The 20441-nt window shown below is 69.4% G+C and carries 16 protein-coding genes and 1 pseudogene; 8 read left to right on the top strand and 9 right to left on the bottom strand.

All coding sequences use genetic code 11. The features are described from left to right. Positions 1-4: 4 nt before the first annotated feature. Positions 5-997 (bottom strand): hypothetical protein, encoded by a 993-nt coding sequence (locus WMF14_RS35860; RefSeq protein WP_437793503.1) that lies wholly within the window; start codon positions 995-997, stop codon positions 5-7. Positions 998-1108: 111 nt separating this feature from the next. After that, complete coding sequence (locus WMF14_RS35855) at positions 1109-1843, bottom strand: iron-containing redox enzyme family protein (RefSeq protein ID WP_437793501.1); 735 nt, start codon at positions 1841-1843, stop codon at positions 1109-1111. Between the two features lie 187 nt (positions 1844-2030). On the opposite strand from WMF14_RS35855, the gene WMF14_RS35850 reads away from it, so the two are divergent. Further along, on the top strand, positions 2031-2795 hold the full coding sequence (locus WMF14_RS35850; RefSeq protein WP_437793499.1) for a DUF1287 domain-containing protein: 765 nt from the start codon (positions 2031-2033) through the stop codon (positions 2793-2795). 17 nt (positions 2796-2812) lie between these two features. Here the strand turns inward: WMF14_RS35850 and WMF14_RS35845 are convergent, their stop codons facing one another. Further along, a complete protein-coding gene (locus WMF14_RS35845; protein ID WP_437793497.1) occupies positions 2813-4774 on the bottom strand; it encodes a putative Ig domain-containing protein in 1962 nt (653 codons plus the stop codon). Positions 4775-5024: 250 nt separating this feature from the next. Between WMF14_RS35845 and WMF14_RS35840 the strand changes: the two are divergent. Beyond that, a pseudogene (locus WMF14_RS35840) lies at positions 5025-5558 on the top strand (dihydrofolate reductase family protein); the annotation flags it as partial. Positions 5559-5602: 44 nt separating this feature from the next. Beyond that, complete coding sequence (locus tag WMF14_RS35835; protein ID WP_437793495.1) at positions 5603-6487, top strand: RNA polymerase sigma factor; 885 nt, start codon at positions 5603-5605, stop codon at positions 6485-6487. 91 nt (positions 6488-6578) lie between these two features. On the opposite strand, the gene WMF14_RS35830 is transcribed toward WMF14_RS35835, so the two are convergent. Next, a complete protein-coding gene (locus tag WMF14_RS35830) occupies positions 6579-6947 on the bottom strand; it encodes a hypothetical protein (RefSeq protein WP_437793493.1) in 369 nt (122 codons plus the stop codon). Positions 6948-7529: 582 nt separating this feature from the next. On the opposite strand from WMF14_RS35830, the gene WMF14_RS35825 reads away from it, so the two are divergent. The 3 genes from WMF14_RS35825 (at position 7530) to WMF14_RS35815 (ending at position 10536) form a co-directional block, all read left to right on the top strand. After that, positions 7530-8795, top strand: coding sequence for a hypothetical protein (locus WMF14_RS35825; protein WP_437793491.1), 1266 nt, complete (start codon positions 7530-7532; stop codon positions 8793-8795). Between the two features lie 213 nt (positions 8796-9008). Next, entirely contained in the window at positions 9009-9476 is a 468-nt protein-coding gene (locus WMF14_RS35820; RefSeq protein ID WP_437793489.1) for a hypothetical protein, read from the top strand. A 49-nt stretch (positions 9477-9525) separates the two neighbouring features. After that, positions 9526-10536, top strand: coding sequence for a cupin-like domain-containing protein (locus WMF14_RS35815; protein ID WP_437793487.1), 1011 nt, complete (start codon positions 9526-9528; stop codon positions 10534-10536). 54 nt (positions 10537-10590) lie between these two features. On the opposite strand, the gene WMF14_RS35810 is transcribed toward WMF14_RS35815, so the two are convergent. After that, positions 10591-10794 (bottom strand): hypothetical protein, encoded by a 204-nt coding sequence (locus WMF14_RS35810; RefSeq protein ID WP_437793485.1) that lies wholly within the window; start codon positions 10792-10794, stop codon positions 10591-10593. Here WMF14_RS35810 and WMF14_RS35805 point away from each other — a divergent pair. After that, positions 10700-11443 carry a patatin-like phospholipase family protein gene (locus tag WMF14_RS35805; protein WP_437804355.1) on the top strand — a complete coding sequence of 248 codons (744 nt, stop codon included), beginning with the start codon at positions 10700-10702 and terminating at the stop codon, positions 11441-11443. The genes WMF14_RS35810 and WMF14_RS35805 overlap by 95 nt on opposite strands. A gap of 189 nt (positions 11444-11632) precedes the next feature. Beyond that, on the top strand, positions 11633-13759 hold the full coding sequence (locus WMF14_RS35800) for an ATP-binding protein (protein WP_437793483.1): 2127 nt from the start codon (positions 11633-11635) through the stop codon (positions 13757-13759). 123 nt (positions 13760-13882) lie between these two features. Here WMF14_RS35800 and WMF14_RS35795 read toward each other — a convergent pair whose 3' ends face one another. From WMF14_RS35795 to WMF14_RS35780, 4 genes are all read right to left on the bottom strand, one after another. After that, positions 13883-15103: a cytochrome P450 gene (locus WMF14_RS35795; RefSeq protein ID WP_437793481.1), complete on the bottom strand. Its 1221-nt coding sequence runs from the start codon at positions 15101-15103 to the stop codon at positions 13883-13885. Positions 15104-15314: 211 nt separating this feature from the next. Then, positions 15315-16283, bottom strand: coding sequence for an NADP-dependent oxidoreductase (locus WMF14_RS35790; RefSeq protein ID WP_437793479.1), 969 nt, complete (start codon positions 16281-16283; stop codon positions 15315-15317). A 211-nt stretch (positions 16284-16494) separates the two neighbouring features. Next, the gene (locus WMF14_RS35785; RefSeq protein WP_437793478.1) at positions 16495-17925 is read right to left on the bottom strand and encodes an RICIN domain-containing protein; all 1431 of its coding nucleotides are present in this window, start codon (positions 17923-17925) and stop codon (positions 16495-16497) included. 37 nt (positions 17926-17962) lie between these two features. Then, positions 17963-19510 carry an RICIN domain-containing protein gene (locus tag WMF14_RS35780; RefSeq protein WP_437793476.1) on the bottom strand — a complete coding sequence of 516 codons (1548 nt, stop codon included), beginning with the start codon at positions 19508-19510 and terminating at the stop codon, positions 17963-17965. Between the last annotated feature and the right edge of the window lie 931 nt (positions 19511-20441).

Below are 20441 nucleotides of genomic sequence, written 5' to 3'. Positions count from 1 at the left end.
GGCCTTACTTGCCGCAGCCGACGCGCTCCGAGTTGAGCGCGAGGTCGTCGTACCACATCGTCTTGGCCCCGCCGTGGTACTTCTCGAACCCGAACTTGAAGAGCTTGTAGTCGTACGGGCCCCAGTCCGTGACGCCCATCGCGGTGACCTCGGTGCCGTCCACGAACACGTTCACCGAGCGGCCCGGCCCGTCGTAGTGGAACTCGAGGCAGTACCAGGTGTTCGCGACGAGCTTCACGCCGCCGCTGCACATGTACATTCCGCCGTTCGAGAGCTTCTCTTTGTCGTCGCTCTTGCGGTTCAGCTCGAGCTGACACTGGTGCTCGCCGATGCGGATCTGCTCCCCGTTGTTGGGATCCCCGTTGCCTTCCACGGCCGCGACATACGTGTTGTGGCCCATCTGGATGTCGGTGGCGCTCTTGAGGTAGATCCTGCCCCAGAAGTTGCTCGGCACGGCCACGCCGAGCATCTGGCTGAAGTCCGTGCCCGAGACCTTGACGGAGTGGGTGCCGCTGTGACCTGTGCTGTCCAGCGTCACGAACTCGCCCATCCTCGGGCGCAGGTAGTCCGGGAAGAACTGGAGCTCGGAAGGCAGCGAGCCGCCCTCGAAGTCCGAGCAGAAGATGCTGCAGCCGCCGGGGTCCGTGCCGCCGGTCGCCGCCGTGCTGGTCGTTGTGTCGCCGGCGCCGGTGCTCGTGGCGCTCGCGGTGACGTCGCCTGAGCCGCTGCTCGTGGCGCTCGCGGCGACGTCGCCTGAGCCGCTGCTCGTCGTGGCGCTGCCGGTGGTGGCGCTGCCGCTCGTGGCGCCGCCGCCGCTCGAGGCGCTGCCGCTGGTCGCGCCGGGGCCCGAGGAGGTGCTCCCGGGGCCCGGACCCGCGGCGTCGTCGCCCGACCCGCCGGCGCCGCCGGCCCCGGAGCTGGATTCGCCGCCGCACGCGGCCACGGACCCGAGCGTGAACATGGCAAAGAAGGCAAAGGAACGAGCCGAGAAGGACATACTGGGAGATCTCCTCAAGAACGGGCACAGAACGGCCCAAGCGATGCGCGCGATACTACCAGTGAACCCTGCGCGTGTCAGGCACAACCGGAGGAGTGCGCCGGGGCCAGCTCAGGCCTGCCGGAGCCCCATCGCGCGCGCGACTCCATCCCGGTATGCGAGCCAGGCTGCGTGGGCTGCGGCCACCGCCGACGCGACAGCGTCCGCCATCGGGCCCTCGTCCGGCACATGCTCCAGCACCATCTCCCACGCGTCCCGCCGGTGCCCCCCTTCGACCGCCCGGTGCGCCCTCGCCAGGCGCATGCGCTCGGGCGGACACCCGTAGTGCCGCACCATCGGGTGCGCGCGCAGCGCCTCCTCGATCGGCGGCGCCTCGCGCTGCCCGAGGAGCTCTGCGCGCTCGTGCACGCTGCCCTCCACGAAGATCGTCAGCACCGCCGCGCCCACGACCCACGGCGGCGCCGCGCTCACGTGATCGAGCAGCGCCCTGTAGGCGTGGGCCTCGGGCTCGAGCGGGATCGACTCGTCCTCGATGGCCGCGCGCGGGATGCCCAGGCCGTCGATCATCTCCAGGAAGAGCGCCGGGTGCGACACGCCCAGCGAGAGCTTGCCCGTCTGCTCTTCGAAGAGGTTCTCGGCGAGGGCGCTGCGCACCGCGGCCGGCGGCGACTGGCCGAGCACGCGCGCGAGCAGCACCGGGAAGTCGCGCACGTAGACCCGGTATTCGTGCCTGAAGTGGACCGCGAGCTGGTCTCGCGTGAGGCCGGGGCCGGTGAGGTGCGCCCAGGCCCAGTGGTTCTTGCGGTCCATGATCGCGAGCAGGCGCTCCTGAAGACGACGCGTCATGCGGCAGCTCCTCGGCAAGGGGGGAGCCTTGGTTCTACTGCACCGAAGGCGTCTGCCCAGCGCCGTCGTCGCAGGTCGCGCGGAGGGCGGCGCGCCGCCGGGGCGGGGTGGGGGAGGCGCTGGAGGGCCTGGGGGCGCTCGTGCGCCGTCCCTGTCACAGATCGCCCGCTCCGGCCGATGAAGCGCCATGAGCTCACGATTCCTGGCGTGCATCGCCGCGGTCACCGTCCTGGCCTGTGGCTCGCAAGGGCCCGCTCCGCGCGAGAGCCGTCACGCGTCGGCCCCTGTGCCTGCACGCGCAGAGGCGCCCGCGTCGCTCCCCGCGCCCGCGCCTGAGCCTGCTCCAGCGCCTCCTGCCGAGCCCGCCATCGCGCCCGCGTCCGCCGATCCGATCGTCGCCCGCGCGCGCCTCGAGGTCGCCCGGGGCGTCACCTACGATCCCGCGTGGGTCGCGATCGGCTACCCCAACGGCGATCCGGCCCCGGACCGCGGCGTCTGCACCGATGTCATCGTCCGCGCCGTCCGCGCCGCGGGCATCGATCTCCAGGAGAAGATCCACGAAGACATCCTCGCGCGCCGGGCGGTCTACACGACAATCGAGCGTCCCGATCGCAACATCGATCATCGCCGCGTCGGGCCGATGCTCACGTACCTGCGCGCCCACGCGACGTCGCTCCCCAGGACGTTCGACGAGGCCGCGGTGAGCGCCTGGGAGCCTGGCGATATCGTGGTCTGGGCCCTCAAGCCGTGCCCTTCGTGCACGCCGGACCACGTGGGCATCGTCAGCGATCGCAAGGGGCCGCGCGGCATCCCGCTCGTCCTCCACAACATCGGGCCGGCGCCGAGCGAGGAGGATGTGCTCGACGCCTGGACCGTGCTTGGCCACTTCAGGATCCGCGGGGCAGCCACGCGGCGAGAGGTCGAGCAGGCTCACGCTGGCGCCGGTCCGTGAGCGGTGGGGCGCGAAGATCAGCGGCAGACGACGTTCGCGTCGTTGCGTCTGGCTGCTCGCCGACGAAGCGCGCCGAGCGCCGTCGTGGCGAGGAGCAGGAGGAGCGCCGCGGGCGCGCGACGGTGGCCGGGCACCGTGCAGCCGCAGCCGCTCGGCTCGCCGGTGCTGCCCGCAGCGCCGGCCTCTCCCCCGCTGCCGGCTCCGCCGGCGCTCACGCCCGCCGTCACGGCGCCTCCACCTCCTCCGGTGTCGCCTCCACCTCCTCCGGCGCCGCCTTCGCTCGTGCTTGCGCCTCCGCTCGAGCCGCTCGTGGCGGCCGCGCTCGAGACCTCGCCCATCCCGCCCGGCGGCGACAACGTGTACATGAGCGCCGCGCCGGCGGGAACGTCGGCGGACAGGGCGTCGCTCATGCCGCTCACGTCGGCGCGACGCCACAGATCCCGGATCACCGGCGTTCCCGTGACGCCCAGCTGCGAGAGCGACACGGACATCGTCATGTCCTGGTCTCCATGATTGAAGAACGCCACGGCCTTGCGGTCGCCGCTCAGGTCACGGACCCAGATCTCGCCGCCGTCCACCGTCGTGCGGCGGCCGCGCGCGCCGAGCGCGTCCTGGTTCACGGCGAGCACCTCCTCGTTGGTGAGCAGCGCGAGCGTCCACGCGTCCGAGCCGAGCCGCGCGGGGTTGCCGCCGAACATCAGCGGCGACGGCAGCATGGTCCAGAGCGACATGATCGTGACCTGCTCGTTTTTGGTGAACCTCGTCTGACCCGACGCGTGCCATTCGTTGCGCGGGCCGAGGTAGCCGAGCGGCAGCATGTCGAGGTCGGGCCAGTGGCCCGGGGTGAGGTCGCCCACGCCCTGCCAGGTGCTCGCGGCGCGGAGCACGCCGGGAAGATCGGTGAGCGCGTTGTAATCCCAGAAGTCGTTCACGACGCGCCACATGTTGGCGTTGCTGTTCAGGTGGCCGGACGAGGCGATCAGCCACGAGGGATCGTTGGGACCCGGCGAGAAGCTCAGCATGATCGAGCGCCCGGTCTTCTCCACGGCCCTGTGGATCGCGTCGGCCTCGGCCTGGTGATACCTGCGCGTCGAGTTGTTGAGCATGTCGTCGATCTTCACGAAATCGACGCCCCAGGACGCGTACTGCTGGAAGAGCGCGTCGTACCAGGCCTGTCCCGCCGGCGTGTCGCCGCGAACGCCCCACATGTGCTCATCCCAGGGACAGGGATCGTCGGGGTTGCCCGCGTCGCGCGTGGTGTAGCTCGACCCCGCGATGGGGAGATTCGCGTTGTACGATTTGCGCGGCACGCCGCGCATGATGTGGATGCCGAAGCCCAGGCCCATCGCGTGGATGCCGTCCGCGAGGCTCTTGAAACCGTTGCTGCCCGTCGCCGATGGGTACTTGCCCGCGGCCGGCACATAGCGGCCGTTCGCGTCGATCGGCTGCCCGGGCTCGTACCATCGATAGTCGATGACCACGGTGTTCCAGCCGTACGGCTGGAGGTACGTCCTCACGGCTTGCGCTTGCTCGATCATGTCCTGCTCGGTGACGCTCGCGCCGAACGAGTCGTAGCTGTTCCAGCCCATCGGAGGCGTGAGGGCGAGCGTGCTGCCGGACTGCAGCGTGTACGTGGCGCTCGCCGTGCCGGCGGCGTTGGTGACGGTGACCTGGACCGGATAGGAGCCGGCGGCCGGCGTCTTCCCCGAGATGATCCCCGTGGACGACGTGAGCGTGAGCCCCGCGGGCAGCCCCGAGACAGAAAACTCGAGCGGCGCCCGGCCGGTGGCGGGGATGGCGAACAAGAACGGCGACGAGGGCGCGGCACCGTACACGAACGGGCCTTGCAGGCGCGGCGTGGCGGGCGCCTCCGTCATCGAGATGTCGATGCTCGACTGCGCACGTGCGGCGCCGCTCAGGGCGCTGGTCGTCGCGAGCGTGGCCCCAGCCAGAAGAAGGAAGGCGCGAGGTCGTTGCATGATCTCCTCTGAGCTCTTGGATGCATGTCAGGATGGCGTTCGGCGCACGAGCGCCGATGCCCGTGCGTCGCGCCGTGAGCGGTTGCGGCAGCTAGCTCCTGCGGGGCGCGTCGAAGCCCTGGACAGTGATGGGCTCACCGGGCGACTGGGTCGCGTGGTCGAAGACGGCGTAGCGGCAGCCCATCAAGAGCTCATCCGTGATCGCATCGGAGACGTCCGAGCGAACGGAATCAGCGCCGAGAGCGATCGGATGACGAACGCCTCGGTGCGCATGACGACCCATGCAGGGCGAAGCAAACAGATACGATTCAGGCCGATTGTGAACGTTCACATTGTCCGCGTCAATTCGAATCGACCGGCCCGCAGGCATCGTCCAGCCCGAGGGAGGACACGTGATGGTTCGAACGACGGATCCCGTCTCTCGCCTCCCCGCCTCCCCGTGAATCTCTCCTTCTTCCTCTCCTTCCAAAAATTTTCTCGCCCCCCGTATCCTTCCGGCCGTGCCGTTCGTCGGTGGGCCATGACGACGACAACCCCGACCGAACGACGCCTCTACGTCTCCATGATCACCTCCCTCGACGGCTACATCGAGGGCCCGGGCCGCGAGCTGGACTGGTTCCAGGACGGCAACCCGCAGTTCGAGCGGTACTGCGACGAGATGATCGACTCCGTCGGCCTGGCCGTGTACGGGCGCACCTCCTACGAGCTCATGCTCCAGTACTGGCCCGACGCCGAGGCGCGCCCGCGCTCGCCGCAGGACCTCGCGTTCGCGCGCAAGATGAACGCCCTGCCCAAGGTGGTGCTGTCCCGGACCCTGACGCACGCCGCGTGGGCCAACACCCGCGTGGCTGGGACGCCGAGGACCTGGTGCAGGACACCATGGCCCGCGGCTTCGTCACGCTCGGCACCCTGTTCCATGAGCTGCCCAACCCGCGCGCCTGGCTGTTCCGGGTGGCGTCGAACCTCTGGATCGACCGCGCCCGGCGGCAGCGGCTCGAGCGCGACGCGATCGGTGAGCCCGCGGCGCCAGGGCACGCGCCCGATGAGCGGGCGTCGCGCGAGGCCGCCGGCGCCCTGGTCGCGCACCTGTCGCCCCAGGAGCGCGCGGCGGTCGTGCTCAAGGACGTGTTCGATCTCTCGCTCGAGGAGGTCGCCGCGTCGCTCTCGACCTCGGTCGGCGCCGTGAAGACGGCGCTGCACCGCGGCCGCGGCAAGCTCGTGGCGCCCGAGGCCGACGAGCCCCGGGCGCCCGCGCCGGGCGTGCTCGACGCCTTCTGCGCCGCCTTCAACGCCCGCGACCTGCAGGCCCTGACCTCGCTGCTCCTCGACAGCTCGATCACCGAGATCGTCGGCGTGGTGACCGAGTATGGGCGCGAGCCCCCGGCCGATCCGCGCACCGGGTCGTTCGTCGGGAGCCTCTCGCCGATCACGACCACCGACGCCGGCGGGGTCGATGCCCGTCACCTGGTGGGCTACCTCGGCGGCCCGCCCCGCTGCGAGGTGCGCGAGCATCGCGGCGAGCTCTTGCTGCTCCTCTGGTTCGATCACGACACCGGGCCCGCTGTGCGCACCGCCTGGACCGTCGAGACCGACGGTGAGCACATCGCCCGCATTCGCAACTACTTCTTCACCCCCGATGTGATCGCCGAGATCTGCCGCGAGCTCGACGTGCCCTTCCGCACCAACGGTTACCGCTACTGGATCCACGGTTAGTACTGCAGTTGCGGCGGCCGAGCGGCCCCGGCTGCCCGAATGGCCCGCCTGGCGCCCCCCCGCTCTCGGGCGGATCGGCTCTCTGCGCTGCTTACGGGAGCGGCTTGTTCCGGAGAGCCTCGTTCTTGATATAGGCAGCCTTGTAGGCGTCGTGGCACGTTTTGCAGTCGGCCTTCACGTCGTCCGTCTTGTTGGCCCTGGCGTCGTCGGCCGTCTTCTTGGCCATCTTGGCCCAGTCCGTCATGTCAGGACCGCCGAAGTTGCCCGCCTTCTCCATCGCCTTCACAACCGCGAGGAGGTCGCCGGATGCCATGGGCGTACCTGCGTTGTCGCGCATCCACTGCTGGAGCGGACAGGGCTTCGCCTTGCCGTCGCACTTCCCCGCGGCGATCGCTGCGCTCGGGAGCGCCGCGGCACCGGCGCCCCCGGCCACGGCCGCCACCAGGATAGCCAGCCACACTTTCTTCATCCTTACCATGAAAGAACCCTCCAGATTGAGCCTAGAGCGACAAATGGGTTGAAACTGCCTGAAAAACGCAGGATTTTGAACGCCAAGGCGCCATGAGACGCCAGGAGACGCCAAGGTATTTGTTCTTCTTATGGCGTCTTCTGGCGTCTCATGGCGCCTTGGTGGTTCATTTCTCGCTTGAGCAACGTAATCGATATTCTGGCCAGGGCGTCGTGTTCGCCAGGAATGCGGCGCCCTGACGAGGATCAGATGACGCAGAGGGGCCAAGCGAACCATGTGCCATGCTCGTCGCATCGGTTTGCCTGCGGGAAACATGGGTTACGGGGGTGCCGACGGCTGCGTTGATGGGTGCCCTTTCGGGGCCGCGCCTGCCTCGCCGGGGCCGCAGGTGATGACGGGAGGCTGCGGCCTCGGCGCATCACTCGGCGCATCTTCTCCGGGGGATCGAGGCGGCTTCGCGCAGCCCGGCAAGCCGATCGTCGCGTGGGCCGGGCGCAAGGGGAGCACGGCCAACGAGGCCAAGAGACGATCCGAGAAGTACGCGCTGGAGATCTCCCCGACAAAGAGCGCAGAATGGCCCGCGCGATGAGGGCGACCTCCCGATCTGGCTTCAGGCTCACCAGCCGCCGCGTCGCGAGGCGCCACGAGGCCCTCGGCCGCATCTTCGGAGGCCTCGCGCTGCTCGCGATCGTGGGGCCCTTCCTCGTCAGCGTGATCGCCTCGGTCCTCGCAGGCGTGCTCCACGATCCGAGCCTCGGCAGGTTCGCGGTCAGCGCTCTGTTCCTGACCCTGCCCGGCGTGCTCGTCGCCTTGGGCCTCTCCTTCTTGAGCGCCCTGTTCGCCACCACCGCCGTCGGCGGGAAGGGGCCGGCGCATGTGACCGCCGACGCGGCCGGCCTGCGCTTCACCTCCGGCGCCGTGAAGCGATCGATCCCGCGCACCGACATCCGCTCTGGCCTGGTCCTGTCGGATCCGCACGTCCGCGTGGAGCTATGCCTGCGCCGCGGGCAGGTGATCGAGGTGCACGTCGCGCGCGAGGAGGAGGGGGCGCGCCTGCTCGCCGCCCTCGGGATCGGCCCCACGGAGCGGCGCGTCGCGGTCTCGCTCGGCAGCGTCCACCGCGAGCTCGCAGCCGGCTGCGTCGGTGTGCCGGTCTTCACGATCCTCTGGCTCATCGTGATCTCGGCGCTCACCAGGCCGCTGTCGAACCCCGGCAGCTTCTGGCCGGTCGTGGTGTGGGCCGGCCTCGCCCTGGTGTCGACGTGGCTCCTTCGCCGCGCTGCGCGCAGCACCCAGGTCGTGGTGGGCACCGACGGCGTGCGCGTCGAGCGGCCCTTCTCGACCGCCTGGATCCCCTACGCCGAGCTCGCCGCGGTCCGGACGCTCGGCGAGCGGCTCCTCCTCTCTCGCCGGGGCGGCGGCTCGGTCGTGCTCCGGGCAAAGGACACCCTGACCGAGGCGCTCGCGCAGCGCATCCGCGATGCGCACGAGGGCGCCACCGCGGGCGGCGCGGCGCTGCGCGGCGCCGAGGCGTTGGAGCGGCGCGGCCGCGAGCTTGGGGCCTGGCGCGAGGACCTCCGCAAGCTGCTCGCCGCCGGCGATTACCGCGCCGCCGGCCTGACCCCCGAGGACGCGCTCCACGCCCTCGACGACGCCAGCGCCCCGCGGGATCGCCGGGTGGGCGCCGCCTTGTTCCTGCGCGTCGCCGGCTACCCCGAGGCGCAGGAGCACATCCGCGTCGCCGCCGGGGCCACGGCCGACGATGCGTTGCGCGCGGCGCTCGAGCACGCCGCCGAGGAGGAGGTCGACGACGCGGCGCTCGCGCGGGTCCTGCGGTGAGCCGCGCGCCGCTGAGCCACTCTGAGCCACGCGCGACGGGGGGGCAGGCGGCGCTGTAGAAGGCGAGATCTTCAGGGATATCCGGCGATAGCGAGATGGCACATGCCCTGCACGCTGACGCCAGCGGAGGTGTTCATGTCACGTAGCTTTCTTCCGGACGATGCAGCCTTGTTATCGCCGCTGCCCACGCCGCCGCCTAGGACGGCGGCCCTGGTGCAGCGGGTGTCTCGAGCGGCCGCAGCGGCTGCTGCCGTCTTCGTGGTCGCCTGTGGTCCTGCGGGCGTCGACGAGGGACACGACCCGGGCGATCAAGGCGAGATCATCCCGCCGATGCCGCCGCCGCCTCCGGACGAGGAGATCATCCCGCCGATGGCGCCGCCGCCGGACGGGGAGGATGGCGAGATCATCCCGCCGATGCCACCGCCTCCTCCGGATTGCGAGGGTGGGGAGATCATCCCGCCGATGCCGCCGCCGCCGCCGGACGGGGAAGATGGGGAGATCATCCCGCCGATGCCGCCGCCTCCTCCGGACGGGGAGGATGGGGAGATCATCCCGCCGATGCCGCCGCCGCCGCCGGACGGGGAAGATGGGGAGATCATCCCGCCGATGTCGCCGCCTCCTCCGGATTGCGAGGGTGGGGAGATCATCCCGCCGATGCCGCCTCCTCCCCCGTGCAAGTGAGGCGCTCGATCGTCGCACCGTTGCGCTCCCCAACATCGTGAGGTCGAAGATGGGCGAACAGGAACGCGAGCTGGAAGTTGCGCCCGAGTGGTGGCGCTGGGCCACGGAGAACCTGCTGCGGGGCGTGCCCGAGGGCGTGATCTCGCAGCAGCTCCAGGCGGCCGGCGTCAGCAGCGCGCAGGTCGGAGAGTTGCTCTCTGCCATCGTCCGTTCGCCCATCTTCGTCGCCGCTCGGCCCTTCGCCAGGTCGGCGCGGCGGCACGAGATGCTGGCGCGGCTCCAGCAGAGAATGGCGTCGACCGCATGCGACCCGACGCGAATTCCGCGGCGCTCCGGCGTGTCTGGCGAGGAGCTCCGCGACGTCTATGTCGCCGGCAACATCCCGGTCATCCTGACCGACGTCGTGACCCGCTGGCCCGCCTTCGGCCGGTGGACGCCGGACTACCTCTCCGAGCGCTTCGGCGATGTCGTGGTCGACGTCACGACAGGACGCCAGAGCGATCCCGACTACGACATGCACGCGGCGCGGCACACGGAGAGCACGCGGCTGCGCGACTTCGTCGCGCGCATCGTCGGCGCCGCGCGCGAGGAGACGAACGACTTCTACATGGTCGCCAACAACCGCGTCCTCGAGCGGACGAGGCTCGGCGCGCTGCTGGACGACGTGGTGCTCCCGGACGGGTACTGCGCCGTTCAGCGGCTGCTGGGCGCCTCGGCGCTCTGGCTCGGCCCTGCCGGGACCGTCACGCCGCTGCACTACGACACGTCCAACATCCTGTTCGGGCAGGTGTACGGCAGGAAGCGTTACCGCATGATCGCGCCGTTCGAGACGTCGCTGTTCGACGGCGCACGCGCGATGTACGCCGATCGGGACCCGGAGCAAGGCTCGATGGCCCCGGTGCTCGTGAAGGACGTCGTGCTCGAGCCGGGCGAGGCGCTCTTCATCCCGGTGGGCTGGTGGCACCACGTCCGCGCGCTCGACGCCAGCATCAGCCTGGGGATCAACAGCTTTCCGTTCCACAACAACTTTGACTGGTACCGGCCGAGCAACATCGGTTAGCCGAAACACTCGGCCGTCGTTCACCAACGTGAACGTCAACGTCAACGTCAACGTTTACGTGGTCGTGGTCGTGGTCGTGGTCGTGGTCGTGGTCGTCAACGGTAGGCCGTGAACGACCACGACCACGACCACGACCACGACCACGATTACGACCACGACCACGATTACGACCACGACCACGACCACGACCACGACCACGGGCAAGGCGTTCGAGACCTGGCTCCGCGCCCAGATCGCCGAGCTCACCGGGGTCCTCACGGGGCGCGCCCAGCCCGACCTCACCTTCGGCGACCTCCAGGCCCTCGCCGCGCAGCACCCGGGCAGGGCGCGCGCGCTCTACGTCGTGACGACCAACCTCACAAGGCAGGTGGCCGAGGTCTTCTCCGCCGAGGCGCAGGCGGACGTCCCCGTCTACCAGGCCGTGCGCATGTCGATGAGCATCCCTCTCTTCTTCGAGGCCTATCCCTTCCGCGGCGACCTCTACGTGGACGGCGGCGTGTCGTGGAATTACCCCATCGACCTCTTCGACGGCACGCACCGCCGGCCGATCCTGGGCCTGCTCGGCAAGGCGGTCGGCGTCAACCCCGGCACGCTCGGCTTCAGCCTGGGGACGAAGGCGCAGATCGACTCCGCAAAGGACGGCTGGCGCCCTCTGCCGGCTCGCATCGACGACCTGGAGGGCTATGTAAAGGCCCTTACCTCGTTCATCCTCGATACCTCGACCCTCCTGCACCTCGACAGCGCGGCCATCCAGAGGACCGTCTTCATCGACAACGCGAACATCCCCACCACCGATTTCGAGATCACCCCCGCCCAGATGGACGCGCTGATCGAGAACGGCGCCGCGGCCACCCGGCGCTGGTTCGAGGCGCACCCGCTGGCCAGCTGGGCGGCGGCCAGCCGCTGAGACGCCGCGCGCGGGGCTCGTTGTCGACGAGGAGGTCTGCTCGACCGGGCGCTGGAAATTCTGCGAAATGCGGGCGCTCGGACTCGGCGAGCGTCGCCATGGCGCCGTGCCTGCCGCGCAGTACACTGCACGGTGGAGGCAAAGGGGGGTTGGCTCGAGGAAGCCCTCGGTGCCGCCCGATGGGTACACGTGCCGCCCAACCCGAAATTGGTTCTTGCGGCCGAGACGCCCGGGCAAGCGCGAGCCAGGCACGCGCACCTGCGGATCCTGGCAAAAGCCGCGAGTCGGCTCGTCCTCTGCGACGAGCCTTCGGCTCTCCTCGGATCCCTCTTCGAGGAGCTGGCAAACGACCTCGGCGTCGAGCTCTACTTCAATTACATGATCGGCGACGAGCCGAATACCCTCGTCCTCGAGTCGGCCGCGGGCATCTCGCCCGAGGACGAGCAGCGATATCGGACGATCAGGTTCGGCCAGTTCATGTGCGGGACCGTGGCGGCGACCCGGATGCCCCTCATCGCCTTCGATCTCCAGCGCTCGACCCTGGAATGCGGGTCGGAGCTGAAAAAGGCGGGCGTTCAGGCCTATGCGGGATATCCGCTCATCTCGCACGACCGACTGCTCGGGACCCTGGCCTTCGCCACCAGCAAACGCTCGCACATGGACGCCGACGAGCTCTCGCTCATGCAGACGCTGAGCGTGCAGGTGGCAGCCGTCCTCGAACGCAATCGCCTCTGCAGGAGCTTGCGCGCGAGCGAGCAGGCCGCGCAGCGCCACCTCGCGCTCCTGCAGAACGTGTATTCGACGGCCCCCGTCGGCCTCTGCTTCCTCGACCGGGATCTCCGGTACGTGAGCGTCAACGAGACGCTCGCGCGCATCACCGGTCGGCCCATCTCCGAGCACCTCGGCCGCACGCTCGGCGAGTTCATCCCCGAGGTCACGCCTTTCAAGGACCTCTGCGAGCGTGTCCTCGAGACGGGGCAGGAGGTGACGGATTGCGAGCTCCGGGTTGCGCGGCCCGAGGGGGACCACGATTGGCTGGTCAGCGTCCACCCCGTGCGCGACGAGGCGGGCACGATGCTCGGCATCAACGTCGTGGTGCAGGAGGTGACCGAACGAAAGCAGGCAGAGCAGGCGCTGCTCGAGAGCGAGCAGGCCCTCCGGGCGGCCGATCGCCGCAAGGACGAGTTCCTGGTGATGCTCGCCCACGAATTGCGCAATCCGCTCGCGCCCATTCGCACGGCCATTCAGGTCCTCGACATCACCGGCGGCGACGCGCCCGAGGCCGTCCGGACGCGCGAGATGATCGAGCGCCAGGTGGCGCACATGGCCCGGATGATCGACGATCTGCTCGACGTGTCGCGTATCGCCCGGGGCAAGATCGAGCTGCGAAAGGAGCCCTGTGATCTCGCGCGGATCGTCCGTCAGGTCACGGACGATTATGCGCCGACGTTCCGGGGCAATGGCATCGAGCTTCTGGTGTCCCTCCCGGACGAGCCGGTCTGGGCCTCCGGGGATCACACGCGCCTCGCGCAGGTCATCGGCAACCTCCTGCACAATGCGCTCAAATTCACGGACGCGGGGGGCCGGGTGGGCGCCTGCCTGGAGACGGATCCGGCGACGAACACCGCGGTGATCGTGGTGGAGGATTCGGGGATCGGCATGGATCCATCGATGATCCCGCTCGTCTTCGAGACCTTCAGTCAGGCCGACAGCAGCCTTGATCGACGGCGCGGCGGCCTCGGCCTCGGGCTCTCGCTCGTGCACAGCCTGATCGCGATGCACGGCGGATCCGTCGAGGCCCACAGCGAGGGCCCAGGGCTCGGATCGACCTTCCGCGTCCGATTGCCGCTCTCCTCCGCGCCAGTTCGTTCCATCCGACGACCGGAGCCCGTCCGGCCTGCGACCGCGTCGCGGGAGGAGTCGCTCCGGGTGCTCGTGGTCGAGGACAACCGCGACATGGCGGACATCCTCAAGCAATTGCTGGCCCTCCTCGGGTATCAGGCCGAGGTCGCGTACACGGGCCCCGCGGGGCTCGCCATGGGGCGCACGCTCGCGCCCGACGTGGTGCTCTGCGACCTCGGATTGCCGGGGATGGATGGGTACGCCCTCGCGCGGGCGCTGCGCGCCGATCCCGCCACGGCGCGGGCCTACCTCATCGCTCAGACCGGGTACGGCCACGCGGAAGATCGCCGCCGCGCCCGGGAGGCGGGGTTCGATCTGCACATGACGAAGCCAATCGATCCCATTGAGCTCGAGCGGGTCCTCTCCTCCGTCGGCACCCGCGCTCAAGTCAGAACGTCCGCAAGCCAATCGTGACGCCGGGCCAGCCGAGGACGGGGTTTGCATCGTCCAGCGGGAGGCCCGAGCTGGCTGCCCGCGCCGGGCAGCGCCGCAGCTCGGTCCCGCGGTGATCGTGGTGATGGGCCGAGGCCGCCCGCTTCAGGCGGCGGGGAAGCGAACGCGCAGCGAGCTCGGCCCGCGGTCCTGCAGGTTCGAGCCGGCGTAGCTCAACGTCTGTTCGGCGAGCTCCCAACGCGGCAGCGAGAGCAGGGCGCGCACCGACTCCTCCACTTCCATCCGGATGAGCGGGGCACCCGGGCAGTAATGAGCGCCGCTCCCGAAGGTCAGGTGCCGGCTCTGCTGCCGGGTGATATCGAAGCGGTCGGGCTCGGAGAACAGCCCGGGATCGCGGTTCGCCGCGGCGATCATCGCGAAGACGAACTGCCCCTCGGAGACCCTGGTGCCCCGGATCTCCGTGTTCCTGGCGCACATGCGGCTGAGGGAGAGCACGGACGGCTCGAAGCGCAGGCTCTCCTCGACCGCGCCGCGGACGAGGCCTGGCGCCTCCCGGAGCTTCGCGAGCTCAGCGGGGTGGTCGAGGAGCGCGAGCACGGTGTTCGCGATCTGGTTCACGGAGGTCACGAATCCCGCGGCGACCATCTGGAAGCATTGCATGGCCGCCTCGCCCGCAAGCTCGGTGTCTCCGTCCTCTGCCTCGATGAACCGGCTCGCGACGTCTTCGCCCGGCGCCTTCCGGCGCTCCTCGACGAGCCGCATCATGTAGTCGACCATGTCGCAGCAGCTCTGCTTCACCGCCCGCTTTTGCTCCTCCGAGCTGACCCCGCCGCCTGCGAGCTTCAGGAGGTCCGTCGACCATCTCATGAACTGCGGCCGATCGGACTCCGGTATCACGAACATCTCGGCGAGCGTGTTGAGCGCCACCGCCTCGGAGAACGCCGAGACGACATCCATCTCGCCGTCGCGCCGCGCCTCCTCGACGGCGCGCTGCACGAGCCCCACGACCCGCGGGCGCATCCACTCGACGGCCGACGGCGAGAACCCTTTCATGATGAGCTGTCGAAGCTTCGTGTGGCGCGGCGGGTCCTGAAAGAAGGCGAGCCGCGACAGGGAGTCGAACATTTTTCTCGAGAGCTCGTCCTCGCCGAGCATGCCGAGGCCGCCGAGGAGCGCCGTCGCCCGCCGCGCGGTGAAGCTCGAGTCCTTCACGAGCCCCTCGATATCGGCAGGAGCGGTGATGATGATGCACTGCAACGGCTCGAAGAAATAGACCGGCGCCTCGGTGCGGAGCCGATCGAGCGTCGGGAATGGATCGGCGAAGAAGCGTTCGCTCGTGAGGTCGAAGCCAGAGGTGACGGCCATGGTCCTTCTTTCCTTGGGGCGCTCGCGGCGCGGCGGAGAGCCACGGCCAGGCTAGGGTATCGCCACGCCGCCGTGAAGCAGCCTGCCTGCGCGCCGATCGCCGCGGGACGGCGGCCGAGATGGGCGCGCGAGGCTCCGCGCGGCGCGCCCTGCGAGGCGCTGGCCCGGGGCGACGCTGCCGCCCTCGCCGACGTGGGCGCCGAGCGGGACCTCAGCGAGCAGGCGCCATGGCCAGGACGATCTTGCCACGCGGGCGGGGGCGGATGCCATCGAGCATCTCATGCGCGTCGCGGACCTCGGCGAGCGGGAGTACGGCGCCGATGTCGACCGAGAGCTCGCCCGCGTCGAGCAGGGCGGCGATGCGGTCGAGGTGCGCCGTCGTGACGTCGACGAGAAAGAAGCTTGCCCGCACGCCGCGGCGGGCGGCCTCCTCCTGATCAGGGGGCGACACCGCCGAGACCAGGGTGCCACGTGGCTTGAGCACGGCGAAGGACCGCGCCTGCGTGTCGCCACCGACGAGGTCGATGACGGCATCGACGGCCTTGGCGGCATCCTCGAAGCGCTCGCTCCGGTAGTCCACGACGACGTCCGCACCGAGGCTGCGGACAAAGTCGCGATCCTTGGCCGAGGCCGTCGCGATCACACGGGCGCGGGCCCGGCGCGCGAGCTGCACCGCGTACGCGCCGACGCTGCCGGCCGCGCCGTGCACCAGCACGGTCTGTCCGGCCTCGAGCTGGGCCTGATCGAACAGCGCCTGCCACGCCGTGACGGCGATGACCGGCACGGAGGCGGCCTGCACGTCGTCGAACCGGAGAGGCTTGCGCGTCACCCTGCACGCCTGCGCCACGGCATAGCCCGCCTGCGCGCCGGTGAAGCGCCTGTTGGCGGCGCCAAAGACCGCTGCGCCCGGCGCGAGGCCAGTCACCTCGGGGCCGACCGCGACCACGGCACCGGCGAGGTCCGAGCCGAGCGTCAGCGGCAACGGCTGGGGCAGCACGCTCTTGCCGGCACGAATCCAGGCGTCCCACGGCCCGACCCCGGCCGCCGCGACGCGGACCAGCACCTCGCCCGGGCCGGGCAGCGGGACCGGCACCTGTTCGATGGTGATGACCTCGGGGCCGCCGAACCGGTGGACTCGGGCGGCGTCGGTCGAGCTGGGAGGAAGCATCGTCGTGAACATGGTGTGGCCCTCGCGAGCGTCGAGGGGGGCGCGCCGGCAGAGCCAACGCGCCCGCGCAGAGCCCGCCCGCGGGGCCCGCGCCGCTCGAACGCCCCGGCTTCGGCGCGGGACTCAAGGCCATGCTGGGCGGCTACGGTTCCCTCTTCCCTGGCGGCGGCTCGGGCGGGCGCGTCTGCCGCTGTCCGAGCCGCCGCGTCGGCGGGGCGCGAGGTCAGAATTGCGTGAAGAAGCTCCAGATGGCCGAGCTCGCGAAGCTCGGTGTCTGGTGGTCACCGGGGAACTCGCAGCGGTGCACCGGGTATCCCTCCCGGCACCCTTGATAGGCGACGCACGAGTTGGGGCCCACGGGGGTCGTCGCGGTGCTGCAGCCGTTCTTGCGGACGAAGACGTCGAGCGCCGCCCTTCCGTCCGAGACAGGGACGACGCTGTCGGACAGGCCGTGCGACATCCAGACGGCGACGGGCTGGGTGTTGGATTGGTTGCAGCCGCTGTAGAGGGCGCCGGACATCGGCGCGATGGCCCGGAAGACGTCGGGCATATCACAGCCGAGCGCGTTCGACATCATCCCCCCGAAGCTCCACCCGGTCGCGAAGACGCGGCTCGTGTCGACGCAGAGGTTGGCTTTGAGGGAGTCGACCATGGCGCGGGCGAAGGCGATGTCGCGCCCGCCCGTGTTGGCCCAGCCGTTGTCGATGCCGTTCGGCGAGACGAAGATGGCGCTGCCGTTCGCCAGCGCCTTGAGCCCATAGTACCCGTTGTTCACGACGTCGTTGGCCGATCCGCCGCGCCAGTGCCAGCCGAACACCAGCCGATACGCCTTGTTCGGGTCGTAGTTCGCCGGAATGTCGAGCACGTACTGGCGCGTGGTGCCGTTGACGTTGATGGTGCGGTTACCGCTGGTGAGGGAGGTGGGAATGCCGCAGCCGGCGCTGCGCGTGCCGGCGGAGCCGCCGCCGCCACCGGAGCCGCCGCCGCCACCGGAGCCGCCGGAGCCGCCGGAGCCGCCGGAGCCGCCGGAGCCGCCGGAGCCGCCGGTGCTGCTGGTGCTGCTGGTGCTGCTGGTGCCGCCGGTTCCCGAGCCCACGGGTGTGAGTCGGAATTGCTGATTGGTGCCGCCGTTCGACGCCCATTGAATCACGGCGGTGCCGTCCGCGGTGCCGCGGCCGTAGACGTCCAGGGACTTGCCGCTGTGGCGCGCGGTGAGGCGCACGACGCCGCTGGCGACGTCCGTGAACGACCACTGCTGGTTTTGCCCGGTCCAGCAGGAATATTGCTGGACGGCGGCGCCGTCGCTGGTGGAGGCGCCCGTGACGTCCATGCAACGGTTGCTGTTGACGTTGCGGATGCGATAGTAGCCGCCGCCTGCCGATTCCATGCGGAACTGTTGCCGCGTCGAGCCGTTGCAACCGGCGATCTGCATGGCCGCTGCATCAGCGGTGCTGCCTCCAGCCACCTGCACGCATTTTCCACTCTGGACGCCGACGATCGTGTAGACCGCGTTCGCATCGATCGTGATGGCGCCCTCGAGCGAGCCTGCCTCCTCGATCTCGGCGTCGTACGTCTCGTCGGGGCCGATGACGCACGACACGGCGAGGATGCCCGTCGCCGCCGCAAGCAAGCTCAGCTTGGTTCCGAATCTCATCTTGTCCTCCTCATCATATCAAGTAAGTGAAACTGCCCTAGGGCAGATTGGCAGAAGAGACCTGCCAGGTTCTGTCGGTGCAGAAGCGACAGCTCGGGCCGACGAGCATGCCCTTGCCGGTGGCCGATTCGTCGCCCTTGAGCCACCAGTTGAGCCACGCCAGGTTGACCTGAGTGAACTCGCCGCCGTTCCGGGCCCACAGATCGCCCCCATGATCCGCGCCGACCTTGGCGAACATCATGACCGGGATATCACCCAAGGCGGCGATGTTCGCGAAGTCTCTCGCTCCGTTCGCGTTCGCACCCAGGCTATCCGCGGTGCCGGTGACGATCAATACGGGTGTGTGAATCGAGTTGTAGAATGACTGATTCGCCGAGAAAGAGCCGCTGCTCGTGTGTCCCCATGTCGTCATTCTGGGATCTGCAGCAGTCCCCGCCGCCATCAAGCCCCCGCAGGAGAAGCCGTTCGCGGCGACCTTCGTGGTTTCGATTTTCTGGTAGTAGGCGCTGCAAGGCTTCTCGTTCTGGGCGATCACCCAGTCGACGTAGGCGCGCAGCACCTCGCCTCCGCTCCCGAGGTCGCGGTTGGGCTGGCTGTTGACCGGTGTCCCGTCCGCCACCACGAAGTAGCCATGCGAGGCAATTTCGGCCATGGCCGCTTGATTCGCGAGCCCGTCTCGCGAGCATGCGCCCTCCCCCCAGACGAATATCGGATACTTGGCGCCTCCACCGAGATCCGCCGGACGAAAGATAGTGCCCTGGTTGATGCCCGGGTCCGAATTCGTCTCGACGACCACCCTGTGAGGGCCGCTCCCCGACACGTTTCGACCAGTCGGTTGTGACGCGGTGCACGTGCCGCCGGAGCCGCCCGTGCCGCCGGAGCCGCCCGTGCCGCCTGTGCCGCCGGAGCCGCCGGAGCCGCCGGTGGCGCCCGTGCCGCCGGAGCCGCCGGAGCCGCCGGAGCCGCCCGTGCCGCCTGTGCCGCCCGTGCCGCCGGAGCCGCCCGTGCCGCCGGTTCCCGAGCCCACGGGTGTGAGTCGGAATTGCTGATTGGTGCCGCCGTTCGACGCCCATTGAATCACGGCGGTGCCGTCCGCGGTGCCGCGGCCGTAGACGTCCAGGGACTTGCCGCTGTGGCGCGCGGTGAGGCGCACGACGCCGCTGGCGACGTCCGTGAACGACCACTGCTGGTTTGTCCCGGTCCAGCAGGAATATTGCTGGATGGCCGCACCGTCGCTGGTGGAGGCGCCCGTGACGTCCATGCAACGGTTGCTGTTGACGTTGCGGATGCGATAGTAGCCGCCGCCTGCCGATTCCATGCGGAACTGTTGCCGCGTCGAGCCGTTGCAGCTGGCGATCTGCATGGCCGCTGCATCAGCGGTGCTGCCTCCAGCCACCTGCACGCATTTTCCACTCTGGACGCCGACGATCGTGTAGACCGCGCTCGTATCGATCGTGATGGCGCTCTCAAGCGAGCCTTTCTCCTCGATTTCGGCGTCGTACGCCTCCTCGGGGCCGATGACGCACGACACGGCGAGGACGCCCGTCGCCGCCGCAAGCAAGCTCTGCTTGGTTCCGAATCTCATCTTGCTCTCCTCGTTATATCAAGTAAGTGAAGCTGGAGTCTTCTCACTGCTCAATGCTGCCCCTGCGCAGGTCGGGGTCGCTCGCCGCACGCTCAAGGCTCCCGAGCGGGCCGCCGCGCTGGCCATTGCCGCTGCGGATGATTGCCGAGATGCGCGCAGAGTGGATAAGTTCAGTTCGCGCGCGCCAGGCAGCGCGAAGGGGGTATCTATTGTTCTGGGCTGGCAGGTCCGTCAAGCCGATTGTGCATCGCGAGGGGACCTGATCCTCATGAAGGTGCGATAAGCTCAGATGCGGAGTCACGATGGTGGCTTGACGCCGACATGGGGCCGAGTCCTTGACGGACGCGATCGCCCGGCGCGCCAGGCGCGCGAATCTCGTGCGAAACTCGTCGAAAATCGCCTGCGACCAGCGGGCCGCGCCGGCCGCGCTGAGCATGCGAGCGCGCTCGAAAAGCTGGAGTGAGATGGACGATGTGCCGGGAGCCAGGAGATCCAGACGCGGAGATCAAGCCCCTCGCAGCGGCCGTCCCATCGTACCGCCATGCTGCACGTTGGTCGGCGTAGAGAACCTTATTCGAGCTGCCTCACTCCTGGAAAAGTGATGCTGTATCAAACTTGTGCATGCATCGAACGGGCCCCCTTCACGCACAGCCTGCAGGCTCCGACAGGACAATGAAGCGCACGAGCAGTAGCCACACCATCATCGAGCAGCTGGCGTTGCCGTGCAACACAACCAGAATGTTCGTGGTGCAGCCCCCCGGGAAAGGCTTGCTGCTGGGCGGGATACGTCGGGTCGCTTCCGGGGTTCCCTCCGCTGCCGGCTGCACCGGGGTCCCACCACCGCTGGGATCGTTGCTTCAGCCACGGTCACCGCTGGCCAGGACAGCGAGCCCAGCCGCGAGCAACATGACCGATCGCTACTTCATGACCG

The organism is Sorangium sp. So ce693, from assembly GCF_051521375.1.
Classification (GTDB): Bacteria; Myxococcota_A; Polyangia; order Polyangiales; family Polyangiaceae; genus Sorangium; species Sorangium atrum.
Note: the sequence above shows the minus strand (reverse complement) of the source record. Positions and strands in the feature narration are given on the sequence as shown.